General features: G+C 71.2%; 19 protein-coding genes. 5 read left to right on the top strand and 14 right to left on the bottom strand.

Annotated elements, in window-relative coordinates; translation table 11 throughout:
- Positions 1–21 precede the first annotated feature (21 nt).
- From DEU37_RS01115 to DEU37_RS01095, 5 genes are all read right to left on the bottom strand, one after another.
- Positions 22–816, bottom strand: coding sequence for a uroporphyrinogen-III synthase (locus tag DEU37_RS01115; RefSeq protein ID WP_005047876.1), 795 nt, complete (start codon positions 814–816; stop codon positions 22–24).
- A 233-nt stretch (positions 817–1,049) separates the two neighbouring features.
- The gene (locus DEU37_RS01110) at positions 1,050–1,322 is read right to left on the bottom strand and encodes a hypothetical protein (RefSeq protein ID WP_121188871.1); all 273 of its coding nucleotides are present in this window, start codon (positions 1,320–1,322) and stop codon (positions 1,050–1,052) included.
- Positions 1,312–1,722 carry a phage holin family protein gene (locus DEU37_RS01105; protein WP_005047881.1) on the bottom strand — a complete coding sequence of 137 codons (411 nt, stop codon included), beginning with the start codon at positions 1,720–1,722 and terminating at the stop codon, positions 1,312–1,314. The genes DEU37_RS01110 and DEU37_RS01105 overlap by 11 nt, the downstream gene beginning before the upstream one ends.
- Before the next feature lies 1 nt (position 1,723).
- A complete protein-coding gene (locus DEU37_RS01100; RefSeq protein WP_036285681.1) occupies positions 1,724–2,119 on the bottom strand; it encodes a hypothetical protein in 396 nt (131 codons plus the stop codon).
- Between the two features lie 109 nt (positions 2,120–2,228).
- Positions 2,229–3,707: an NAD(P)/FAD-dependent oxidoreductase gene (locus DEU37_RS01095; protein ID WP_121188870.1), complete on the bottom strand. Its 1,479-nt coding sequence runs from the start codon at positions 3,705–3,707 to the stop codon at positions 2,229–2,231.
- 71 nt (positions 3,708–3,778) lie between these two features.
- On the opposite strand from DEU37_RS01095, the gene DEU37_RS01090 reads away from it, so the two are divergent.
- On the top strand, positions 3,779–6,625 hold the full coding sequence (locus DEU37_RS01090; RefSeq protein WP_121188869.1) for an AAA family ATPase: 2,847 nt from the start codon (positions 3,779–3,781) through the stop codon (positions 6,623–6,625).
- On the opposite strand, the gene DEU37_RS01085 is transcribed toward DEU37_RS01090, so the two are convergent.
- From DEU37_RS01085 to DEU37_RS01075, 3 genes are all read right to left on the bottom strand, one after another.
- A complete protein-coding gene (locus tag DEU37_RS01085) occupies positions 6,607–7,428 on the bottom strand; it encodes an ABC transporter permease (protein WP_121188868.1) in 822 nt (273 codons plus the stop codon). The two genes, DEU37_RS01090 and DEU37_RS01085, sit on opposite strands and share 19 nt — an antisense overlap.
- The gene (locus DEU37_RS01080) at positions 7,425–8,435 is read right to left on the bottom strand and encodes an ATP-binding cassette domain-containing protein (protein WP_121188867.1); all 1,011 of its coding nucleotides are present in this window, start codon (positions 8,433–8,435) and stop codon (positions 7,425–7,427) included. The genes DEU37_RS01085 and DEU37_RS01080 overlap by 4 nt, the downstream gene beginning before the upstream one ends.
- Positions 8,436–8,533: 98 nt before the next feature.
- The gene (locus DEU37_RS01075) at positions 8,534–9,544 is read right to left on the bottom strand and encodes an endonuclease/exonuclease/phosphatase family protein (RefSeq protein ID WP_121188866.1); all 1,011 of its coding nucleotides are present in this window, start codon (positions 9,542–9,544) and stop codon (positions 8,534–8,536) included.
- Positions 9,545–9,591: 47 nt separating this feature from the next.
- Between DEU37_RS01075 and DEU37_RS01070 the strand changes: the two genes are divergently transcribed.
- Positions 9,592–10,158: an HhH-GPD-type base excision DNA repair protein gene (locus DEU37_RS01070; RefSeq protein WP_121188865.1), complete on the top strand. Its 567-nt coding sequence runs from the start codon at positions 9,592–9,594 to the stop codon at positions 10,156–10,158.
- A 248-nt stretch (positions 10,159–10,406) separates the two neighbouring features.
- Here the strand turns inward: DEU37_RS01070 and DEU37_RS01065 are convergent, their stop codons facing one another.
- Both DEU37_RS01065 and DEU37_RS01060 read right to left on the bottom strand, forming a co-directional pair.
- On the bottom strand, positions 10,407–11,132 hold the full coding sequence (locus tag DEU37_RS01065) for a GNAT family N-acetyltransferase (protein ID WP_121188864.1): 726 nt from the start codon (positions 11,130–11,132) through the stop codon (positions 10,407–10,409).
- 185 nt (positions 11,133–11,317) lie between these two features.
- Positions 11,318–12,706, bottom strand: coding sequence for a glycine--tRNA ligase (locus DEU37_RS01060; RefSeq protein ID WP_121188863.1), 1,389 nt, complete (start codon positions 12,704–12,706; stop codon positions 11,318–11,320).
- Between the two features lie 124 nt (positions 12,707–12,830).
- Here DEU37_RS01060 and DEU37_RS01055 point away from each other — a divergent pair, with 124 nt between their 5' ends.
- Positions 12,831–14,402 (top strand): class I SAM-dependent methyltransferase, encoded by a 1,572-nt coding sequence (locus tag DEU37_RS01055; protein ID WP_259457091.1) that lies wholly within the window; start codon positions 12,831–12,833, stop codon positions 14,400–14,402.
- Positions 14,403–14,538: 136 nt separating this feature from the next.
- On the opposite strand, the gene DEU37_RS01050 is transcribed toward DEU37_RS01055, so the two are convergent.
- Positions 14,539–15,222, bottom strand: a complete 684-nt coding sequence (locus tag DEU37_RS01050; protein ID WP_121188861.1) for an NUDIX domain-containing protein — start codon at positions 15,220–15,222, stop codon at positions 14,539–14,541.
- A gap of 89 nt (positions 15,223–15,311) precedes the next feature.
- Between DEU37_RS01050 and DEU37_RS01045 the strand changes: the two genes are divergently transcribed.
- Together DEU37_RS01045 and DEU37_RS01040 are read left to right on the top strand one after the other, a co-directional pair.
- Complete coding sequence (locus tag DEU37_RS01045) at positions 15,312–16,340, top strand: SPFH domain-containing protein (RefSeq protein WP_121188860.1); 1,029 nt, start codon at positions 15,312–15,314, stop codon at positions 16,338–16,340.
- 1 nt (position 16,341) lies between these two features.
- Positions 16,342–17,229 carry an NAD(+)/NADH kinase gene (locus tag DEU37_RS01040; RefSeq protein WP_121188859.1) on the top strand — a complete coding sequence of 296 codons (888 nt, stop codon included), beginning with the start codon at positions 16,342–16,344 and terminating at the stop codon, positions 17,227–17,229.
- 14 nt (positions 17,230–17,243) lie between these two features.
- Here the strand turns inward: DEU37_RS01040 and DEU37_RS01035 are convergent, their stop codons facing one another.
- The 3 genes from DEU37_RS01035 to DEU37_RS01025 all read right to left on the bottom strand — a co-directional run bounded on the left by DEU37_RS01035 (position 17,244) and on the right by DEU37_RS01025 (position 19,995).
- Positions 17,244–18,668: a sugar porter family MFS transporter gene (locus DEU37_RS01035; RefSeq protein ID WP_396652192.1), complete on the bottom strand. Its 1,425-nt coding sequence runs from the start codon at positions 18,666–18,668 to the stop codon at positions 17,244–17,246.
- A 132-nt stretch (positions 18,669–18,800) separates the two neighbouring features.
- Complete coding sequence (locus DEU37_RS01030; protein ID WP_259457090.1) at positions 18,801–19,580, bottom strand: DUF4239 domain-containing protein; 780 nt, start codon at positions 19,578–19,580, stop codon at positions 18,801–18,803.
- 43 nt (positions 19,581–19,623) lie between these two features.
- On the bottom strand, positions 19,624–19,995 hold the full coding sequence (locus DEU37_RS01025) for a DUF4870 domain-containing protein (RefSeq protein WP_121188856.1): 372 nt from the start codon (positions 19,993–19,995) through the stop codon (positions 19,624–19,626).
- Positions 19,996–20,020 lie beyond the last annotated feature (25 nt).

Here is a 20,020-nt window from a genome sequence, read left to right as displayed (position 1 = left end):
GGTCTGCGCGCGGACCGCGCGTCAGAGGTGGAACTCGTCCTTGGCGTGCGGCAGGGGGAAGTTCGACACCGCGGTGATGAGCCCCTCGACGGTCTGCTCCCGCGCCACCGCGCTCACACCGAGGCCCACCTTGCGGGCGTCTTTCGCGGTGCGCGGTCCGATGGCGGCGATCACGGTGGCGTCGGGGATCTCCGGGAACTGCAGCCGTACCTGTTCGGCGACCGAGCCGCTGGTGACGAGGATCGCGTTGATACGGCCGCTCGCGACGTCGTGGGCGATCCGCTCGGTGACCGGCACACCCACCGTGCGGTAGGCGACCACGCTGCGCACGTCGTGTCCCGCCTCGGTGAGGCGGCGCGTGAGCACCGGCTTGGCGATCTCGCTGCGCAGCGTCAGGATGCGCCGCGGCGCGGGCTCGAGCTCGATCAGCTGCGAGGCCATCCCGGCCGCCGAGTTGTCCTCGTCGGGGACGAGGTCGACGCGATAGCCGACCGCGGCGAGCGCCGCGGCCGTCGTCTCGCCGACCGCGGCGACGCGAGTGGAGGCGGGGATGACGGCGCGGTAGGCGTAGAGGACGTCGACCGTGGTGGCGCTGGTGAGGGTCACCCAGTCGAAAGCGCCGGCGGCGAGATCGGCGAGCGCCTGCTCGAGCGTTGCCTGATCGGTCGAGGGCGCGAAGTTGATGAGGGGAGCGATGACCGGCACAGCACCCTGCGCCCGCAGCGTCGCCGCCACGGAGTCGCCCCAGGGTCCCCCGCGCGGAACGAGCACACGCCACCCCTTGAGGGGCTTGGCGGCGTGCGGATCAGGAATCATGCTCGACTTTCGTGATGCTCAGTCGGGACGCACGGTTTCGCGCATCCGGCAACGGCGCTCGTGCACGCACGAACGCGATGGCTGCGCGGCTCGGGTCGTCGTTGCCGGCAGCTTGCGCACCATTGCCGCTGCCTGAGACACGAGCATACCCCGGGCGACGCATAGCTCGAACACGGGGTTGACAGCGCCCGCGGCGCGGGTCAGAACGCGCGCGGGCGCGCCCCACGGGGCACTCAGCGCGTGTAGGCGCGGACGATTCCCCAGACGGCAAGTCCCACGACGGCAGCCGCACCGAGCACGGCGAGCGAGGCCTGCGTGGGATTGCGCCGCGCGAAGCGACGCGCGTCGGCGACCCCGCGATCGGTGGCCTGCGCGACCCGCTTGGGCACGTTCGCCTTGACCTCGATCGCCGCCAGAGCGGCCTTCAACTCCGCACGCGCGCTCTCCACCGGATCGGTGATGCCGAGGGCGACGGCGGTGCGCGGAATCAGCTGGTCAGAACTCATCGGCCACGTCCTTCACGATGCGCGCGTCGACCTTCACGGCGTCGACGGGGTTGGTCGAACGACTCAGATGCTTGAAACGCAGGAGCCCCAGCCACGCGAACACGGCGGCTCCGACGAGCGCGATGACGACGACGATGAGGCTGGCAAGCCAGGCCGGCATCCACGACGACAGGCCGATGATGGCGAAAGCGGCCAGCGCCGGCAGCGACCAGAAGAGGAAGAACAGAGCGACGATGAACCAGACGCCACCCATGCCGGCATCCTTGCCCGCCTTCTTGGCCCACGTCTTGGCCGAGTCGATCTCGGCGACCACCAGGTTGCGGACGAGCTCCGGCACCTCGCCGACGAGAGTCAGCAGGCTGTCATCGGCGCGGTCGCGGAATCCCCGAGGCGTCGCCATGTCAGTCGTCCGCTGCCTTCTTGGCCGCGGCCTTCGCGTCCGCGACGGCCTTGTCGGCGGCCTTCTTCACTTCTGCGGCCGTCTTCTCCGCTCCACGGGTGACCTCGTCGGCCGAGGCCCGGCCCGCGCGGATCGCGGAGTCGAGCTTCTGCCCCGGCGTGCCGTTGCGGCTCGCCGCACGGGTGACCTTGACCGCTCCGTCCCACAGGGCGCTCGGCAGGGCCAGGGCGGCGCTCTTGCCGAGGTCCTTGACGGCGGCGACCTGCTTCTGCACCGGGGCGGTGTTCCAGATCTTGAGGTATCCCGCCTTGATCTGCTCGTAGCGCTCGCGGCCGGCGCGCGACCCGAGCACGTAGCCCGCGGCGAGTCCCACGACGATTCCGATCTTGCCCTTCATGGCGTCTCCTCACGTCCGTGCCGGGAGTGCTTCGTGACTCCAGGGTAGTCGCAATATTCCGATTCCGGCATCCTCCGGTCACGGGGCTGTCCCTGAAGAGGGCCGTGTGCTAGGAGGAGCCCCACAGCACCTCGTGGCGGACGCGTTCCACCTCGGCGAGGGTGTCGGCGACGATGGCGGACACGCCGCCGCCGGCGAGGTCCTCGCCGACCGCGATGAGACCGTGCCGACGACCGATCGCCGCACGGGTCGCGGCGGCGCGCTGGGCGTGACCGAGGACGGATGCCGGCGGTGCGAGCGTCGCACGCCGTTGCGCGGCCGCGCGAACGCCTCCGATTCCGGGCCACAACTGCGCAGCGTCGGCGGCGGCGCGTGCGATGAGGTCGGTGGCATCGTCCGCCGGTGCCGCATCGAAGGTCAGCCGAAGCACCCGCCGACCGGGCCCGGCCTGGGCACGCACACCCGCCCACGCGGAGCCGACGTCGATGACGGATGCCGCCGCCATCGCTCCCGGCACGGGATAGATCGTCGCGGGACCGTCGGAGGCGGCGGTCCCGGCATCCATCACGAGGGTCACGACGTCGCGCACGGGCACGGGCGCAGCCTCGAGGACGATGCCGTGATCGCGCACGAGGGCGGCGGAGGTCGCCGCGCCGGCGGCCAGCACGACGATATCCGCGGGCAGCGGCGGGGCGGGTTCTCCCGCGGCAGCCGGGTCGGTTGGCTCAGCGGGGTCGGTCGGCTCAGCGGGGTCGGCGGGGGCGAGATGGACGAGCCAGCCGTCCGGCGTCTGCGTCAGGCTGCCCGCGCGGGCGTTCACGCGCAGGTCGGCGTCCAGCAGCAGCAGTCGCTCGATGAGGGCGGTGACGAGCTGCGTGAGCCCCCCACGGAGCCGCGCACGGCGCGGGCGTCTCGCCTCGGCATCGTCGTCCGGCAGGAGTTGGCCGACGGCACCGGCGAGCGATCCCGCGCGGGTCAACGCGGCGCTCAGGCCGGGGACGGCGAGGTCGACATCGATCCTGTCGGGGTCGACGCCCCACGTGCCCAGCGTCAGCGGGGCGACCAGACGGTCGCGGACGTGCGCTCCCATGCGCGAACGCACGAGCGCACCCAGGCTCCGCTCGCGACCGATCGTCAGCGGCGGCCGCAGGCGATCGAGGTAGGCGCGCCAGACTCCTCGCCCGCCGATGAGGCGCCGCACGGGCTCGGCCCAGACGTTGGCCGGGATCCCGGCGCGGTTCGGCGGCAGGGTGACGACGCGGGGGCCGCCGGGAGCGGCCAGAGCGACCCCCACCGAGCCGTCGCGCGCCGGTTCGACCTCGGCGCGCAGTCCCAGCTCGTCGAGGAGGCCGGCGAGCGCGGGCGCCGAGAGCGCGAATGCTTCGGGAACCAGATCGACGGTGATGCCGTCCAGCTCATCCGTCTCGATCCGGCCGCCGAGCCGCGGCGCCTGCTCGAGGAGCGTGACGGGCATGCCGATGCGGGCGCACTCCCAGGCGGCGACCAGACCCGCGATCCCCCCGCCGATGACGACGACCCGGGTGGTGCGGGCACGGTCGGCGAGGTCGGCTGCAGGCTTGTCGGACACGCCCCCATCCTTGCACCGGGCCACGGACATGCGCCGGAAGAGGTGCGGCGCCTCGCACCTAGAGTGGAGCCGTGCGGCTCACCTACTTCGGCGGACCGGCATGGGATGCCGGGACTCTCCCGGCGCGCGGTCGGGGGCAGGAGAGCCTGCTGTTCCGTCTCGCGGTCGACGCCGGCGCGGCGGTGTCGGTGCGCGCGCTGTCGGACGACCTGTGGCCCGTCGATGCGCCGGATGATCCGCGCGCAGCCGTGCAGTCCCTCGTCTCTCGACTGCGCCGCGCCCTCGGCTCTGAGGCGATCGAGGCGGTGTCCGGCGGCTATCGCCTCACGCTCGGCCGGGATGAGATCGACCTGACCCGCTTCCAGGATCTCGTGGCGGCGGCTCGCCGCGCGGACGACCCGGCACGGGCGGCCGCACTGGCGCGCGATGCGCTCGGCCTCTGGACGGCCGACCCGTGGGTTCCGGATGACTTCGACTGGGCGCGGCGCGATCTGCTCGAAGACCGGGCGCACGCCGAGCGTCTCGCCGGCGGCGACCACGCGCGCGTCGGGGCAGGCGCCGTGGGCGGCGAGCGCATTCCGGCGGCGCTGACGCCGCTGATCGGGCGGGCCGACGAGATCGCCCTCGCCGAGGCCCAGCTGAGCGATGAGCGGCTGCTCACCCTGATCGGCCCCGGCGGTGCGGGAAAGACGACCCTCGCGCTGGAGATCGCCCGCCGTCACTCGCCCGCGGTGTTCGTCGAGCTGGCACCGGCCGATGCCGGCGGAGTCTGGGATGCCGTCGCCACCGCTCTCGGACGCGGCGTGCGCCTGTCCGACGGCACCGTCGGCCAGGCCCAGGGCTCCCGCGAGCGCGCTCTCGCCGCCCTCGCCGGCCGGCCTCTGCTGCTCGTGCTCGACAACGCCGAGCACGTCGTGGCCGATGCCGCCCAGGTGGCGACCGAGGCGCTGCGGGTGGCGCCGGCCCTGCGGCTGCTGGTCACGAGCCGTGAGCCGCTGGGGGTTCCCGCCGAGGCGTTCGTCAACGTGGGTTCGCTGCCGGAGGAGGATGCCGTGACCTTGCTGTCTGCGCGCATCCGCGCCGCCCGCGGGCACCCGCCGGAGGCCGGCGAGAAGGGGGCCGTCACCCGCATCGCACGCCGCCTGGATGGGCTGCCGCTGGCGCTCGAGCTGGCCGGAGCGAAGGCACGGGTGCTGTCGATCGCCGAGATCGAGGATGGCCTCGCGGATCGATTCGCGCTCCTGGACCGCGGACCTCGCACGGCGGCGCCGCGTCATCAGACGCTGCGCGCCGTCATCGACTGGAGCTGGAGCCTGCTCGACGAACCGGAACGCGATGCACTTCTCGCGTTGGCCGTCTTTCCCGACGGCATCTCCGCCGGCGACCTCCGGGAGGTCACGGCAGCGTTCGGGCTCCGCGAGACGGCGATCGACGACCTGGTCGACCGTTCGCTCGTCCAACGCTCGCGCGGCCGCTATCGGCTGCTGGAGACGGTGCGCGAGTATGGGCTGGACGCGCTCCACCGATCGGGCCGGCTGGAGCTCGCCCGCGAGCGCCAGGCCACCGTGATGGCGCAGCTCGCGCTCGCGCAGGACGGGGCCCTGCGCACGGCACACGCACGCCCGGCCATCGCCTGGTTCGACGCCAACGAGGAGAACCTCGCCGCGGCGACCCGCTTCTGCGCCGGCCGCGGCGAGCTGGAGGTGCGCCTCGCGCGGGCGCAGCTGTGGATCTGGCAGCTGCGTGAGCGGTTCGACCTGCTGACGTCCGTGCTGAACGCGACCGCAGGCCCCGCGGACGCTCTGGCCAGCGAAGCCGACGTCGTGGTGGCGGCCATGGCGATGCTCATGCGCACCATGCTCGACCCGACGACCGCGCACCTGTCCGCGCAGAGCGTCGCGCGCATCGCCGACGCGGCGCAGGGTCACGATTCGGAGCTGGCGGCGATCCTGCCGGTGGTCCTGCGCGGAGCGCTGCGGGCCCGCCAGGAGCGGCGTGGAGACGAACCGTGGTCGACGTACCTGCGGCTGGATGAGAGCGAGCTGTCGAACGGTCCCGCATGGAGCCGGGCGTTCGCTGCGGTCATGAACGCGGCCACCGCGCAGAACAACGGCGACATCGATACGCTCGGCGAGGCCAGCGGTCGCGCGCTGGATGCCTTCCGGCGCCTCGGCGATGCGTGGGGCACGGCTCTGGCCAGCCAGATGCGGTCGGAGTGGCTCATGCTGCAGGGGCGTCTCGAGGAGTCGCTGCGCATCGCCGACGAGTCGACGCAGGCCCTCGTGGGTCTGACCTCCGTCAGCGATCTGCTGCAGCAACAGGCGCTCTCGGTCTCGCTGCTGCTCCGACTCGGTCACGACACCGAAGCCCGCGAGCGCGTCGATGAGATGCTCGCCCGCGCTCAGGCCGACGGCTCGGAGCGTGCCGTCGCGCAGGCCGCCGCGACGGCGGCCGCGCTCGAACTGGTGCGCGGCGACGGGGCTGCGGCACTGCGCGAGCTGGAGCGCGCCGGCAGCCTCGAACAGCAGCAGGCGCTGGCGGGATTTCCTGCACAGGTCGCGGCGTGGCAGGAGAGCAAGCGCGCCCTGGCGCTGCTGCTGACCGGCGACGCGGCAGCGGCCGCCGATGCTCTGCGCCGCGCCGCGCCGGTCGCCGTCCGGACGGGCGATCAGCCGATCATGTCGGATGTCGCGGTCGCTTTCGCCCGATGGTTCCTGGCGGCGGATCGCCTCCCCGACGCGGCGGCGGCACTCGCGGAGGCCGACCGGCTCCGGGGGCGCGCCGACCTCAGCGACCCGATCGCCCTGCCCGTGCGCGATGCGGTGAGATCCGCGGGGCGGGATGCCGCGGCATCCGATCCCGCGGACCTCACCGCACTGGTCGATCGATTGGACGCGCCTCAGGCCTTCCGCATGTAGGCGCGCACCGTGAGCGGTGCGAACACGACGACGATGACGGCGGCGCCCAGCAGCGACGCCCAGAAGTCGCCGGCGATGACCCCGGAGTTCGCGAGGTCGCGCACGGCGGTCACGAGGTGCGAGATCGGGTTGACGCTCGCGATCCAGGCCAGCGGGCCGGGGAGGGAGTCGATCGGCACGTACGCGTTCGACAGGAAGGTCAGCGGGAACAGCACCAGCAGCGAGATGCCCTGCACACTCGACGCGGTCCGCGCGATGACCCCGAAGAACGCGAAGATCCAGCTGATCGCCCACGAGCAGACGATCACGAGCAGACCCGCCAGGGCCACTGCGCCGATGCCGCCGTCCGGGCGGTACCCCATCAGGAAGCCGACCACGAACGTGATGGTCGTCGCGATCGCATAGCGGAGGGTATCGGCCAGCAGCGCGCCCGACAGCGGCGCGATCCGGGCGATCGGCAGGGAGCGGAACCGATCGAACACACCCTTGTCCATGTCTTCGCGCAGCTGGGTCCCGGTCACGACCGAGGTGGTGATGACGGTCTGGACGAGGATGCCGGGGATCAGCGCCGGCAGGTAGCTCTCGACGTTGCCGGCGATCGCGCCGCCGAAGATGTAGGCGAACATCAGCGTGAAGATGATCGGCTGCACGGTCACGTCGACGAGCTGCTCGGGCGTGCGACGGATCTTGACGAGGCCCCGGTAGGCCATCGTGAGGGTGTTCTCCACCGTCTGGCTGAAGCTCGTGCGGTTGGAGAGTCGGCGTTCGGATGCCGGGGTGATGGGGGTCAGGGTGGTGGTCATGCGCGGACCTCCGTGCGGGCGTCAACGGACGCGGAGTCGGATTCGTCGGCATCGGCCGGTCGACCCGTGATGGTCAGGAACACCTCGTCGAGCGTCGGCTTCTGCACGCTCAGCTCGGTGAGGTGGATGCCGGCCTCGCGCAGCGTGATGAGCAGGTCGGTGACGCGGTCCGGGTCGGTCATGGGTGCGGTGATGCGCGCCGCTTCGGGGGAGAGGGTGCCGCGAACCCCCAGCACCTGGCCGATCGCGCGCAGGGCGTCATCGGCGTCGGCGGGATCGGACATCCGCAGGACCAGCGACGAGGTGCCGACAGAGGCCTTCAGATCGTCGGCGGTGCCCTCGGCGACGACCCGCCCGTGGTCGATCACGGCGATGCGGTCGGCAAGCTGATCGGCCTCGTCGAGGTACTGCGTGGTGAGCACCACGGTGGAACCGGTCGCGACGAGCTCGCGGATCGTGTCCCACATCTGCCCGCGCGTGCGCGGGTCGAGACCCGTCGTGGGCTCGTCGAGGAAGATGAGCGGAGGCTGCGCGAGGAGGGATGCCGCCAGATCGAGCCGTCGCCGCATGCCGCCGGAGAACTTCTTCAGGGGCCGCCGCGCGGCATCCGTCAACGAGAAGCGCTCGAGCAGGTCCTCGGACTTGGCTTTGGCTTCGCTGCGCGACAGACCCAGGAGCCGGCCGAAGATCATGAGGTTCTCGGTCGCCGACAGCGTCTCATCGACCGACGCGAACTGGCCGGTGACGCCGATGAGCTGGCGCACGACGTTCGGCTCGCGCATCACGTCGTGGCCGAAGATCTCGGCGCGACCGGCGTCGGGACGCATCAGCGTCGCGAGCATGTTGATGGTGGTGGTCTTGCCGGCCCCGTTGGGTCCGAGCACGCCGTAGACCGTGCCGGCGTCGACGGCCAGGTCGACGCCGTCGACAGCGCGGTTGTCGCCGAAGACCTTCACGAGGCCCTCCGCGCGCACCGCGAGGGTGGATGGTGAGGTGGAAGTGGTCATGGCATCCACTGTGCGCCGGGGGCACTGTCGCACCCCTGTCACGAGGGCGACGGCGCTGTCACGGCGCTGTCACGCGCTCGTCGGCGCCCGTGATGCGCTCAGCGACGGCCCATGACCGCGACGACGGCGCGGTGGTCGCTGCCCGGGCGGGTGTCGGTGATCACCTGAAAACCGAGCACACGCCACGACGATCCCACCAGCACGTGGTCGATCGGCGACGCGAGCCACGTCGGCACCGTCGACGGCCAGGTTCCGACGGCCCCGGCGCCGGTCAGGGACGCCGCGTCGCGGCATCCGCCGAGCAGCCCCTCGCCCTCACCCAGCCCGGAGAGGTGATCGACGGTCGCATTGAGATCGCCGGCGAGGATCACGTCGGGCTCGTCGCAGCGGGCGGCGAGCCACTGCAGCCCGCTGCGCCAGTCGTCCATGCTCTCCCGCAGGGGCGGAGCCGGATGGGCCGCGACGATCGTGGGGGCCTCCATGGCGGAGCCGTCACCGTCGGGCCGCCACACGCCGCTCGGAAGCCCCGGGGTCGACCCCGCCGACCGGTCGAGCACGTAGGTGCCCAGCGCATCCGCGACGAGCAGCGACGTCGGGATCCACGAGTCGTCGTCGCCGCGCGTGGTTGCCGCCGTCATCTCGAGCCCGCCCTCGCCGACCAGGCGCGCCACCTCCGCCGCCGCGTCCTCGTCCATCTCGGGCAGGCTGACGATGTCGGCACGCACCCGCAGGACGACGTCGGCGACCTCCGCCGGAGAGGTCGCCCCGCCTTGCGTGTTCCAGACCATCACGGTCAGCTCTCCCGGAGGCAGCGAACCGCCCGAGCCGCGGATGAGCACGATGGCGCCGTTCCCGACGGAAGCGAGAGTCAGCACGATCGCGAGTGCCGCCGCCACGCCCCACCGGCGGCGGCGCACCGCCACCACGGCGACGCCGACGGCGGCCACGCCGAGGCCGAGCGCGAGGACCGACCGGAACGCGACCGCCTGCGCGACGAGCGGCATCCGCTGCAGGCCCAGGGCCTGCGGCCAGACCAGGAGCACCAGCACCGGCACCCCGACCAGCAGAGTGACGACCAGTCCCCGGCGGGGTGCCGCGCGCCCATTCATCCGTGCCAGTCAACCATCATCGCCGCGGCGGGTGACACACTCGGAGGATGAGCCTGCACATCACCGACGACCCGGCCGCCGACACCCTGCTCACCGAGAACCCGCTGGCGCTGCTGATCGGCATGCTCCTCGACCAGCAGGTCGCCATGGAGACGGCGTTCAGCGGTCCGTTGAAGATCCAGGAGCGCATCGGCGCCGTGGATGCCGCGACCATCGCCGGCTACGACCCCGACGCCCTCGTCGCCGCCTTCCAGCAGTCGCCGGCGGTTCACCGCTACCCCGGCTCGATGGCCGGTCGGGTGCAGACCCTCTGCCAGACGCTCGAGGAGGAGTGGGGCGGGGATGCCGCGGCTCTGTGGACCGAGGGCGACCCCGACGGTGCGACCGTGCTGAAGCGGTTGAAGGCCCTTCCCGGCTTCGGCGAGCAGAAGGCCAAGATCTTCCTCGCCCTGCTCGGCAAGCAGTACGGCTTCACGGGCGCCGGCTGGCGCGAGGCCGCGGGCGCCTATGGCGAGGACGGCTCCTACCGCTCGGTCGCCGACATCGTCTCGCCCGAGTCGCTCGCCAAGGTGCGCGAGTTCAAGAAGGCGGCGAAGGCCGCGGCGAAGGGCTGACGGCCGGCGAGGCGCGTTTCGACTCCTCGCTGCGCTCGTCGCTCAACGACCGGAAGTTGCGCACATCCCGGTCGTTGAGCGAGCGCAGCGCGTCGAAACGCGGCGGAACCCCCGGTCGTTGAGCGAGCGCAGCGCGTCGAAACGCCGCGGAACCCCCGGTCGTTGAGCGAGCGCAGCGAGTCGAAACGCCGCGGAACCCCCGGTCGTTGAGCGAGCGCAGCGAGTCGAAACGCGGCGAGCCCGCGGGCTCAGCCCTGCACGAACAGGTAGCCGCGCTCGTCGTCGAAGCCACCGATGACGAGCCCGCGGCCGTAGTGCGAGAGCATCTCCTCGCGCACGCGCAGACGCCACGCCGCGGCCTCGGCCGGGTCGCTGCGGCGCAGGGACTCGATGTCCTCGGGGATCTGCACCGCGGTCACGACGTCCGCGGCATCCGGCTCACGCACCGGAGCGGACGCGAGCGCCCACGCGACCAGCAGGCGGTCGCTGTCGACACCCTGGCCGTTCTGGTCGAGCTCGGCGCCGTCGTAGGCCGAGCCGTACTGGTCGACGAGGTACTCCACGAAACGCACGCCGATCGTCTTGGCGTTGAAGTGGGCGTTGCGCCGCACGAGCGGGTCGAAGGTCCAGGTGACCGTGCCGATGTCGCGGGCGATCGCCCACTGGCGCTGCTGCTGCTTGAGCAGGCGTCCGAACCCGCGACGCTGGTACTCCGGCAGCACGCCCGTGACGTGGGAGTGCATGGCGTGCTGCTCCGGCGGGGAGAAGAACGCGACGGAGGCCCCGACGATGCGGTCGCCGTCGTACAGGCCGACCACGTAGTTGCCCGAGTACTGCAGCGCCCGCATGAGCGGCGCGGGCATGGGGTCGCGGCCTCCCCAGATCTCCACGATCACCCGGTGGGCGGCGAAGATCTCGTCGAGCGTGTCGAGGTCGCGGATACTGAGGGTGGACTCGGATGCGCCGGATGCCATACCTCCACGGTAGCCGTTCTCTCGCGCTCCGCCGCGTGCCCCTGGCCGCGAGACACGCGCGGCGCACCGAAACACCGGTGCACAACGCGCATCTCGGTGCGGTGCCGGTGTCTCGCGGACCGGAGCGGCGGCGGCGACGCGGCGGCGGCGCGGGGCGCGGGGCCCGGATCGGCGGATGCCGAGGCTCAGGCGCCCCGCAGGCGCGAGCCGAGGTAGCCCACGAGCGCGTCGAGCGCGATGCGCTCCTGCGCCATCGTGTCGCGGTCGCGCACGGTCACGGCGCGGTCATCGAGCGAGTCGAAGTCGACGGTGACGCAGAACGGGGTGCCGATCTCGTCCTGACGGCGGTAGCGACGACCGATGGCGCCGGCGTCGTCGAAGTCGACGTTCCACCCCTGAGCCCGAAGATCGTCGGCCACCTCGCGCGCCAGCGGCGACAGGCGCTCGTTGCGCGACAGCGGCAGCACGGCCACCTTGACGGGCGCCAGGCGCGGATCCAGCGCAAGCACCGTGCGAGTGTCGGTGCCGCCCTTGGCGTTGGGCACCTCCTCCTCGCGGTACGCGTCGACGAGGAAGGCCATCATGGCGCGGGTGAGGCCGAACGAGGGCTCGATGACGAAGGGGGTGTACTTCTCACCCGACGCCTGGTCGAAGAAGGTGAGCGACTGCCCCGACGCGTCGGAGTGGCTCTTCAGGTCGTAGTCGGTGCGGTTGGCGACGCCCATCAGCTCGCCCCACTCCTTGCCCGGGAAGCCGAAGCGGTACTCCACGTCGATCGTGCCGGCGGAGTAGTGCGCGCGGTCCTCCTCGGGAACGTCGAACCGCTTCATGTTCGCCGGGTCGACGCCCAGGTCGACGAACCAGTTCCAGCACGCCTCCACCCAGTGCTCGAACCACTCCTGCGCCTCGGCGGGCGGCGTGAAGTACTCGATCTCCATCTGCTCGAACTCGCGGGTGCGGAAGATGAAGTTGCCGGGGGTGATCTCGTTGCGGAACGCCTTGCCGACCTGACCCACACCGAACGGGGGCTTGCGGCGCGACGCCGTCAGCACATTCGAGAAGTTCACGAAGATGCCCTGCGCCGTCTCGGGGCGCAGGAAGTACAGGCCCGACTCGTCGTCGACGACGCCGAGGTAGGTCTTCACCAGACCGGAGAACGCCTTCGGCTCGGTGTACTGACCCTTGGTGCCGCAGTTCGGGCAGGGGATGTCGGCGAGACCGTTCTCGGCGGCGCGGCCCTTGCGCGCCTCGAAGTCCTCGATGAGGTTGTCGGCGCGGAAGCGCTTGTGGCAGTGCAGGCACTCCACGAGGGGGTCGGTGAAGGTCGCGACGTGCCCGGAGGCCTCCCAGACGCGCTTGGGCAGGATGATGCTCGAGTCGAGGCCGACCATGTCGGCGCGTCCCCGCACGAACGTCTGCCACCACTGGCGACGGATGTTCTCCTTCAGCTCCGTGCCGAGGGGGCCGTAGTCCCAGGCCGACCGCGATCCGCCGTAGATCTCCCCGGCCTGGAAGACGAAACCCCGGTGACGGGCGAGGGCGATGACTTTGTCGAGGCGGGACTGCTCGGCCACAGGTGGCTCCAATGGTCGTGTCGCGAATGCGAAAAGGGTGTGGATGCCGACAGTTCCGGCATCCGTCGAGTCTAGTCTTCCGCCGCTGCGGCTTCCCGGCCGGCCCGTGACTAACGTGGGACGGGTGAGCGCACCTCGGCCAGAGATCCAGCACATCATCGTCCCGGGACGCCACCACCTGCTGACGCGGTTCCAGGCCACCTACCTCGGCGAGCTGCTCGCCGGCGCCGCACGCGACGAGGCGGGCGAGCCGATCCCGGTCGCCAAGGACGCCGTCGTCGTCTGGGCGGTCACGAGCGCGAACCACTCCGCGACGCGCCGCAACCCGTTCCCGGGGCACCGGCGGGAGGCGGCGATCGAGATCCTCGCGCACGTCGAGCGGATCCCCTCGATCGTCGTGCCGGTCGTCGACGTCGCCCCCACGCCCCGGTTCGCCGAGATCACGCTGAAGGAGATCGGGTACGCGAGCGCACAGGGGGTGATCCCCGCGCCCGACACCGCGATCATCGCCACCTCGACGCCGCAGGTCGCCGACATGTACCGCGGCCTGGGGTATCGCATCGCGCCGATGGAGCGCGACCATTCCGACGCGCCGCGCACGCCCTGGCAGCTGCTGGACGAACTGATGGCCGGCTCGGATGACTGGCGCGCAGACGCGCACCCGGCGAGCCTGGACATCGTCGACCGCTACGGGCTCGCCACGCAGGCGCAGGAGATCGCCGCCGATCCCGTCATCGGCGACGAGGGCGGGCTCACCCAGACGCGCGACTACCGCACCTACAGCCGCGCGTTCGAGGATGCCGCGGAGCGCAAGTGGGCCCAGGCGCGCCCCTGGATCGTGCCCGGCCGCATCGTCGACCTGGGTTGCGCGACCGGCGCCATGCTCGAGCTCGCGTCGCGCGAACCGGCCCTGGCCGAGTCGGATCTCATCGGAGTCGAGATCGCCCCCGAACTGTTCGCAGCCTGCGAGCACAAGAAGTCCGAGGGCGCGTTCGCGAACCCGAACACGTTCTTCTACCGCCGCAACATCCTCGCCGGACGCCTCTTCCCCGCGCGCAGCATCGCCACGACCCTCAGCTTCGCGCTGACGCACGAGATCTTCTCCTACGGCGACGGGATGCCGTCGCTTCAGGCCTTCGCGTCGGCGATCGCCGACCACACCGTTCCCGGCGGCGTGTGGATCAACTCCGATGTCTGCGGACCGGCCGATCCCGATCGCATCGTGCGGCTGCGGATGCAGGACGGCGACGTCACGACGCCCGCGCGCGCGCTGTCGGGCTCGAACGACGAGGTCGCGGCATCCCTCGACGCCGTGCCCGTCGGCAGCCGGGTCGCCCAGTTCGCGCAGGATTTCCGCGCGCTCAGCGGCGCCGCGTGGGAGTACGAGGTGCGCGACGAGCGGACGATCGAGCTGCGTCTGGCGGATGCCATGGAGTTCCTCGAGACCGTCTCGTACACGCGCAACTGGCTGTCGGAGATGCACGAGCAGTTCTGCGCCCTGTCCTGGGCCGACTGGCGCGAGCTGGTCGCATCGGTGGGGCTCGAGATCGACGAGCGCTCGGGGCCGCGGCGCAACGACTGGCTCGTGGAAAATCGGTTCGCGCCCGCGGCATCCCTCCTCGGGCTCGACGACGAGCCGCTGGACTGGCCCGACACGCACATGCTGCTCGTCGCCCGCCGCCCGCTCGACGGCTGAGGCCGACGCCGGCGGGCGTCGTCTTCCGCGTCGCGGATTCGGATCAGGTCAACAGAATCGGATGCCGCGCGCGCCGGCATCCGCATCCGTTCACATTCTCCGAATCCGTTGACCGCCCGCGCGGCGCCCCGGCCGCTCAGCGCTCCGGGCGGGTGAACGGCGGCTGCAGCTGGCCGACGGGGCCGCGACGGAACAGCTGCGCGGGACGACCACCGTCGCGGGCCATGCCGCCGGCCGGCTCGACGAATCCGGCGGCGCCGGTGATCTTGCGGTGGAAGTTGCGCGGGTCGACGGGCACTCCCCAGACCGCTTCGTAGACCGCGCGCAGCTGCGCGATCGTGAACTCGGGCGGACAGAAAGCCATCGCGAGCGCCGAGTACTCGAGCTTCGCGCGCGCCCTCTCGAGGGCGTCGGCGAAGATCGCGACATGGTCGAACGCCAGCGGCAGCACGCCGCCTTCGACATCCGCGACCGGCCACCATCGGGCGGAGCGCGCATCCGACCCGGCCGCCGGCTCACCCAGATCGGGCGCCAGGGCCAACCAGGCGACCGTCACGACGCGTCCGCGCGGATCGCGATCCGGCGCGCTGTACGTGCGCACCTGCTCGAGGTGCACGCCGCTGGTCACCCCGGTCTCCTCGGCGAGCTCCCGGTATGCGGCACGCTCGGCATCCTCATCGGCGAGGACGAAGCCACCCGGCAACGCCCACATCCCCGCCGCCGGCTCGATGCCGCGCTCGACGAGGAGGACATGCAGCGCGCGGTCGCGGATGGTCAGCACGACGAGGTCGGCCGCGACCGCGAAGGAGAAGGGGTCCACGCGCTCAGACTACCTCAAATCGTCATCTTGACGATAAATGCCACGAGGGGTTATCGTCAAAATGACATTAACGAGAGAAAGAGGACATCATGGCCACCATCACCCGCCGCCCCTTCGTCCGCCACCTGAGCACGACACCCACGATGCACGTCACCCACTTCCGCCGCGGCGGCATCCGCCACACCGGCGCGGGGCAAGCGTTCTGGTTCCGCCCGCTGGATGCCGCGATCAGCGAGGTGCCGCTCGACGACCGCGAGCTGTCGGTCGTCGTGAGCCTGCGCACCGCCGACCTGCAGCAGCTGTCGGCGCCGGTCACGGCGACGTACCGGATCACCGATCCCGAACTCGCCGCCCGCCGCATCGACTTCTCCATCGATCTGACCACCGGAACATGGACGGAGCAGCCGCTCGACGCGATCGCCGCTCCCCTGCACGGTGCGACGACCGCCGCCGTCGTGCACCTGCTGCAGCCGCGTACCCTCGACAACGCGCTGCGCGCCGACCTCGCCGAACTCGGCGCCGCCGCGACCGCCATGCTGGCCGCCGACGCGCGCCTGACCGACCTCGGCATCGCCATCGTCGGGGTACGGTTCTCGCTGCTGCGCGCCGAGCCCGACGTCGAGCGTGCCCTGCAGACCCCCGCCCGCGAAGCGATCCAGCAGGATGCCGACAAGGCCACCTTCGCCCGCCGCGCCCTCGCGGTCGAGCGCGAGGCCGCGATCGGCGAGAACGAGCTGTCCAACCAGGTCGAACTGGCCCGCCGCCAGGAGGAGCTCGTCCAGGCGCGGGGACGCAACTCGCGCATCGAGGCGGAGCAGGCGGCCGCGGCGGCCGCGATCGCCGTGGATGCCGAGGCCGAACGCATCCGCACGAACGCGCAGGCGCGGGCCGACGCCGACCGTGCGCTGGGCGAGGCGGCCGGCGCCGCCGAACAGGCACGCATGGCGGCGCTGCGCGACGTGCCCGTCGAGGTGCTGACCGCCCTGGCGATGCGCGAGCTGGCGGGCAACCTCCCCAGCATCGACCACCTGACCGTCACTCCCGACCTGCTCACCGACCTCGTGGGACGCCTCGGCGGTCGGGCCGCCGCGCAGACGGCCATGGCGACGGGACGCTGAGATGACCGCCCCTCGAGCGGTCATCGTGCACCGGGCGAGCGAGCTCACCGAACTGCTCGCCCGGCACGGCACACGCGGCCAGGTCGCCTTCTTCCTCGATCAGCGGGGCCAGAGCCTCGCCGCCGTCGAAGAGCGCCACGAGCGCACCCGCACCGCCCTGGCCGACGTCTCCGCGGGACTCCCGGTCGACTGGCGACGAGCCTCCGTGGAGCGCAGCGAGCTCGCCCGCTTCGTCTTCGAGCCCGACGACGTCGTCCTCGTCGTCGGGCAGGACGGGCTCGTCGCCAATGCCGCCAAGTACCTCGGCATCCAACCCGTCATCGGCATCGACCCCCTCCCCGGCGTCAATCCCGGCGTGCTCGTGCCGCACACACCGTCGGCCGGCGTGGCTCTCGCCGTTGCGGCATCCGAGGGAACGGCCGCCGTCTGCGAACGCGTCATGGTGCAGGTGGGCACCGACGACGGTCAGTCGCTCACGGCTCTCAACGAGGTGATGATCGGCCAGCCCGGCCACCAGTCCGCCCGCTACACGCTGGAGGTCGACGGCCGCAGCGAACGGCAGTCGTCGTCGGGCGTCATCGTCAGCACGGGGACGGGGTCGACCGGGTGGTGCGCCTCGATCGCCCGCATCCAGGCGCCACGGCTTCCCCTTCCGACTCCCACCGAGAGCGCGCTCGCCTGGTTCGTCCGCGAAGCGTGGCCATCGCCGAGCACCGGTGCCGATCTTTTCGCGGGCCGGCTCGACAACGGCGAACTCACTCTTCGGGTCGAGTCCGACCGGCTCGTCGCCTTCGGCGACGGTATGGAGGACGACCGACTGGTTCTCTCCTGGGGGCAGCGGGTGAGCGTGGGGGTCGCCGAGCGGACGCTTCGCACCGTCACCGGGTGACCGGACGGGCGGAGTCAGCGGGCCCGCGCGGCAGCCTTCGGCTTGCGGACGAAGAGGGTCTCACTCTGTTCGAGCGCCATGCCCTTCGTCTCGGGGATCTTCCACAGCACGAACACGAACGACAGTGCCGCGAACACCGCATACATGCCGTAGGTGAACGGAAGCGAGAACGCCGAGAGCTGGGGGAAGGTCCACGACACGAGGAAGTTCGCGATCCACTGGGCGCTCGCCGCGACCCCGAGCGCCTTGCCGCGGATGCGGCTGGGGAAGATCTCGCCGAGGAGCACCCACACGATGGGGCCCCACGAGGCGCCGAACCCGACGACGAAGAGGTTGGCGGCCACGAGCGCGATCGGACCCCACGCACCCGGCAGAGTGACCTCGCCGTCCACGGTCTGCGCGAACGCGAAGGCCACCGCCATCGTGCCCAGCGACAGGGTCATCATCAGCGAACCGGTCATCAGGATCGGCTTGCGTCCCACCCGGTCGACGAGGAAGATCGCGACGAGCGTCACCAGCACGTTCGTCACGGACGTGAAGACGCTGATCAGCAGCGAGTTGCTCTCATCGAATCCGACGGCCCGCCACAGCGTCGTCGAGTAGTAGAAGATGACGTTGATGCCGACGAGCTGCTGGAAGGCCGACAGCAGGATGCCGATCCAGACGACGGGCTGGAGGCCCAGCGCCTTTCCACGCAGAGAGGCGCTCCGGTTCTTGCGGTCGTCTTCGATGCTGCTGATCAGCTCGTTCATCGTCTTGTCGAGGTCGGCGGCGGGAACGAGTCGCTCGAAGATCGCTCGCGCCTCGTCGTTTCGCCCCTTCGCGAGCAGGAAACGCGGAGACTCCGGCATCGTCAGAGCCAGGATGCCGTAGACGGCAGCCGGCACGACACCGATGAGGAACATCCACCGCCAGGCTTCGAGGCCCCACCACAGCACGTTGTCGGCACTGCCGGCGGCGCCGGCGAGCACGGCGTTGCTGAGCAACGCCGTGAAGATGCCGATCGTGATGGCGAGCTGCTGCAGGGAAGCGAGGCTGCCGCGCACCTGGCGCGGCGCGACCTCGGCGATGTACGCGGGGGCGACGACGGACGCGATGCCGATGCCGATACCGCCCAGCACGCGCCAGACGATGAGGTCGGCGACGCTGAAGGTCAGCGCCGAGCCGATCGAGCTGGCGAGGAACATGGCGGAGCCGAGAAGCATGACACGCAGCCGGCCCCAGCGGTCGGAGAGCGCTCCGGCGATGATCGCGCCGAGCGCGCAGCCGAGCAGAGCGACCGCGACGACGAAACCGGTGAGAAGAGCGTCCTTCGTGTAGGTGGACTCGATGGAGGAGACCGCACCGTTGATCACCGACGAGTCGAAGCCGAACAGGAACCCGCCAACCGCGGCCGCGACCGACAGCGCCGCGGCCCTTCGCCCGTAGGGGCTCTTCATCGAGAACGTGCCGGCGGGGAGGGAATCGGTCGAGGTCACTGGAAAACGATAGACCCGCCTCGCCCGACAGCGGGCGCCCTCGCCGAATGTGCCCTGCGCGTGGTAGAGGCAGCGTCGTCGCCGCGGATGCCGCTAGGGGACGCGCTGGAAGAGGCCGTCCAGCAGCGACTGGTAGTAGGCCGGTGTGACGGAGATCGGCCCGGAATAGGGGCGGTCGAAGCCCGCGATGGCGTACAGCAGCAGGGCGACGAAGACGGCGATGAGCCCCGCCATGATGAGGTGGATGCGGAGGTTTCGCACCTGGATGAGCGACAGCAGGATCGCGTTCAGCAGCGCCCCCACCCAGAGCACCGTCCACAGGATGCTCGGCAGGCCGAGATCCGTCACCTCGATCCGCTCGCGCCGCTGTCCGACGAACGCCTCGAAGGACTGCAGCGTCTGCGCCTGCACATTGATCTCCCGCGCGTCGGCGGGGACGAAACCGGTGATCGCCCGCTGGATCGCCGTGACGTCGGCATCCCCGCTCACCGGCTCGATGAGCTGCGCCTGCTGCGGCCAGTCGACCTCGATGACGTTGCGCGTGTACGTGACGAGGGCGTCGCGGAGCTCGGCACGTTGCGGCTGGGGAAAGTCCTCCGCCGAGCGATACAGCACAGCGATGGAGGAGGACTCATCGAGAGCGACCTGGTCCACATCGGCGTACGTGGAGTAGGAGGCGGCGGCGATGAGCGCGAGGGTGACACCGTAGAACACCCCATAGGCGCCCACCGCGTAGCTGAGGACGCGATCCCACTCGGACTGATCGTGCGCCATGCGCGCGACCCACCGCCGCAGTGCCAGCAGAATCAGACACGACAGGCCCACGAAGCCGACGCAGAAGACCGTCATCCCCAGCCACAGGGGGGCGTCCATCAGTGCGACGATCATGCTTCGGCGGGGCGTGGGCGGGCGCGGGTCAGCTGACGAACGAGATCGAGAGCGGGTAGGTGTACCACTCTCCCCGGCTCGCCTTCACAGCGGCGATGATCGAGAAGACGATGTTCACGACGTAGACGGCGAGAAGGATCACCAGTCCGATGCCGATGATGGAGAGCACGGTGCCGACCAGGGACGCGATCAGCATGGTGAGCTGGAAGTTCAGCGCGGCGGCCGTGTGCGCCCGCACGAACGGGCCGCGGTCCTTGAGGACGAGGTATCCGATCAGCGACGGCAGGAAGTAGAAGATGCCGCCGACGTGGACCAGGGTCGCCCACATCTTCTCGTCGGACGGGTTCATCGGCTGCGGACCGGGCTGGGCCGCGGGCTGCGGGTACTGCGGAGTCGTCATGCGACCAGCGTAGGGGGCGGACGGC

This window comes from Microbacterium sp. AG790 (genome assembly GCF_003634765.1).
Taxonomy (GTDB): domain Bacteria; phylum Actinomycetota; class Actinomycetes; order Actinomycetales; family Microbacteriaceae; genus Microbacterium.
This window is presented reverse-complemented; position numbering and strand designations above follow the sequence as displayed.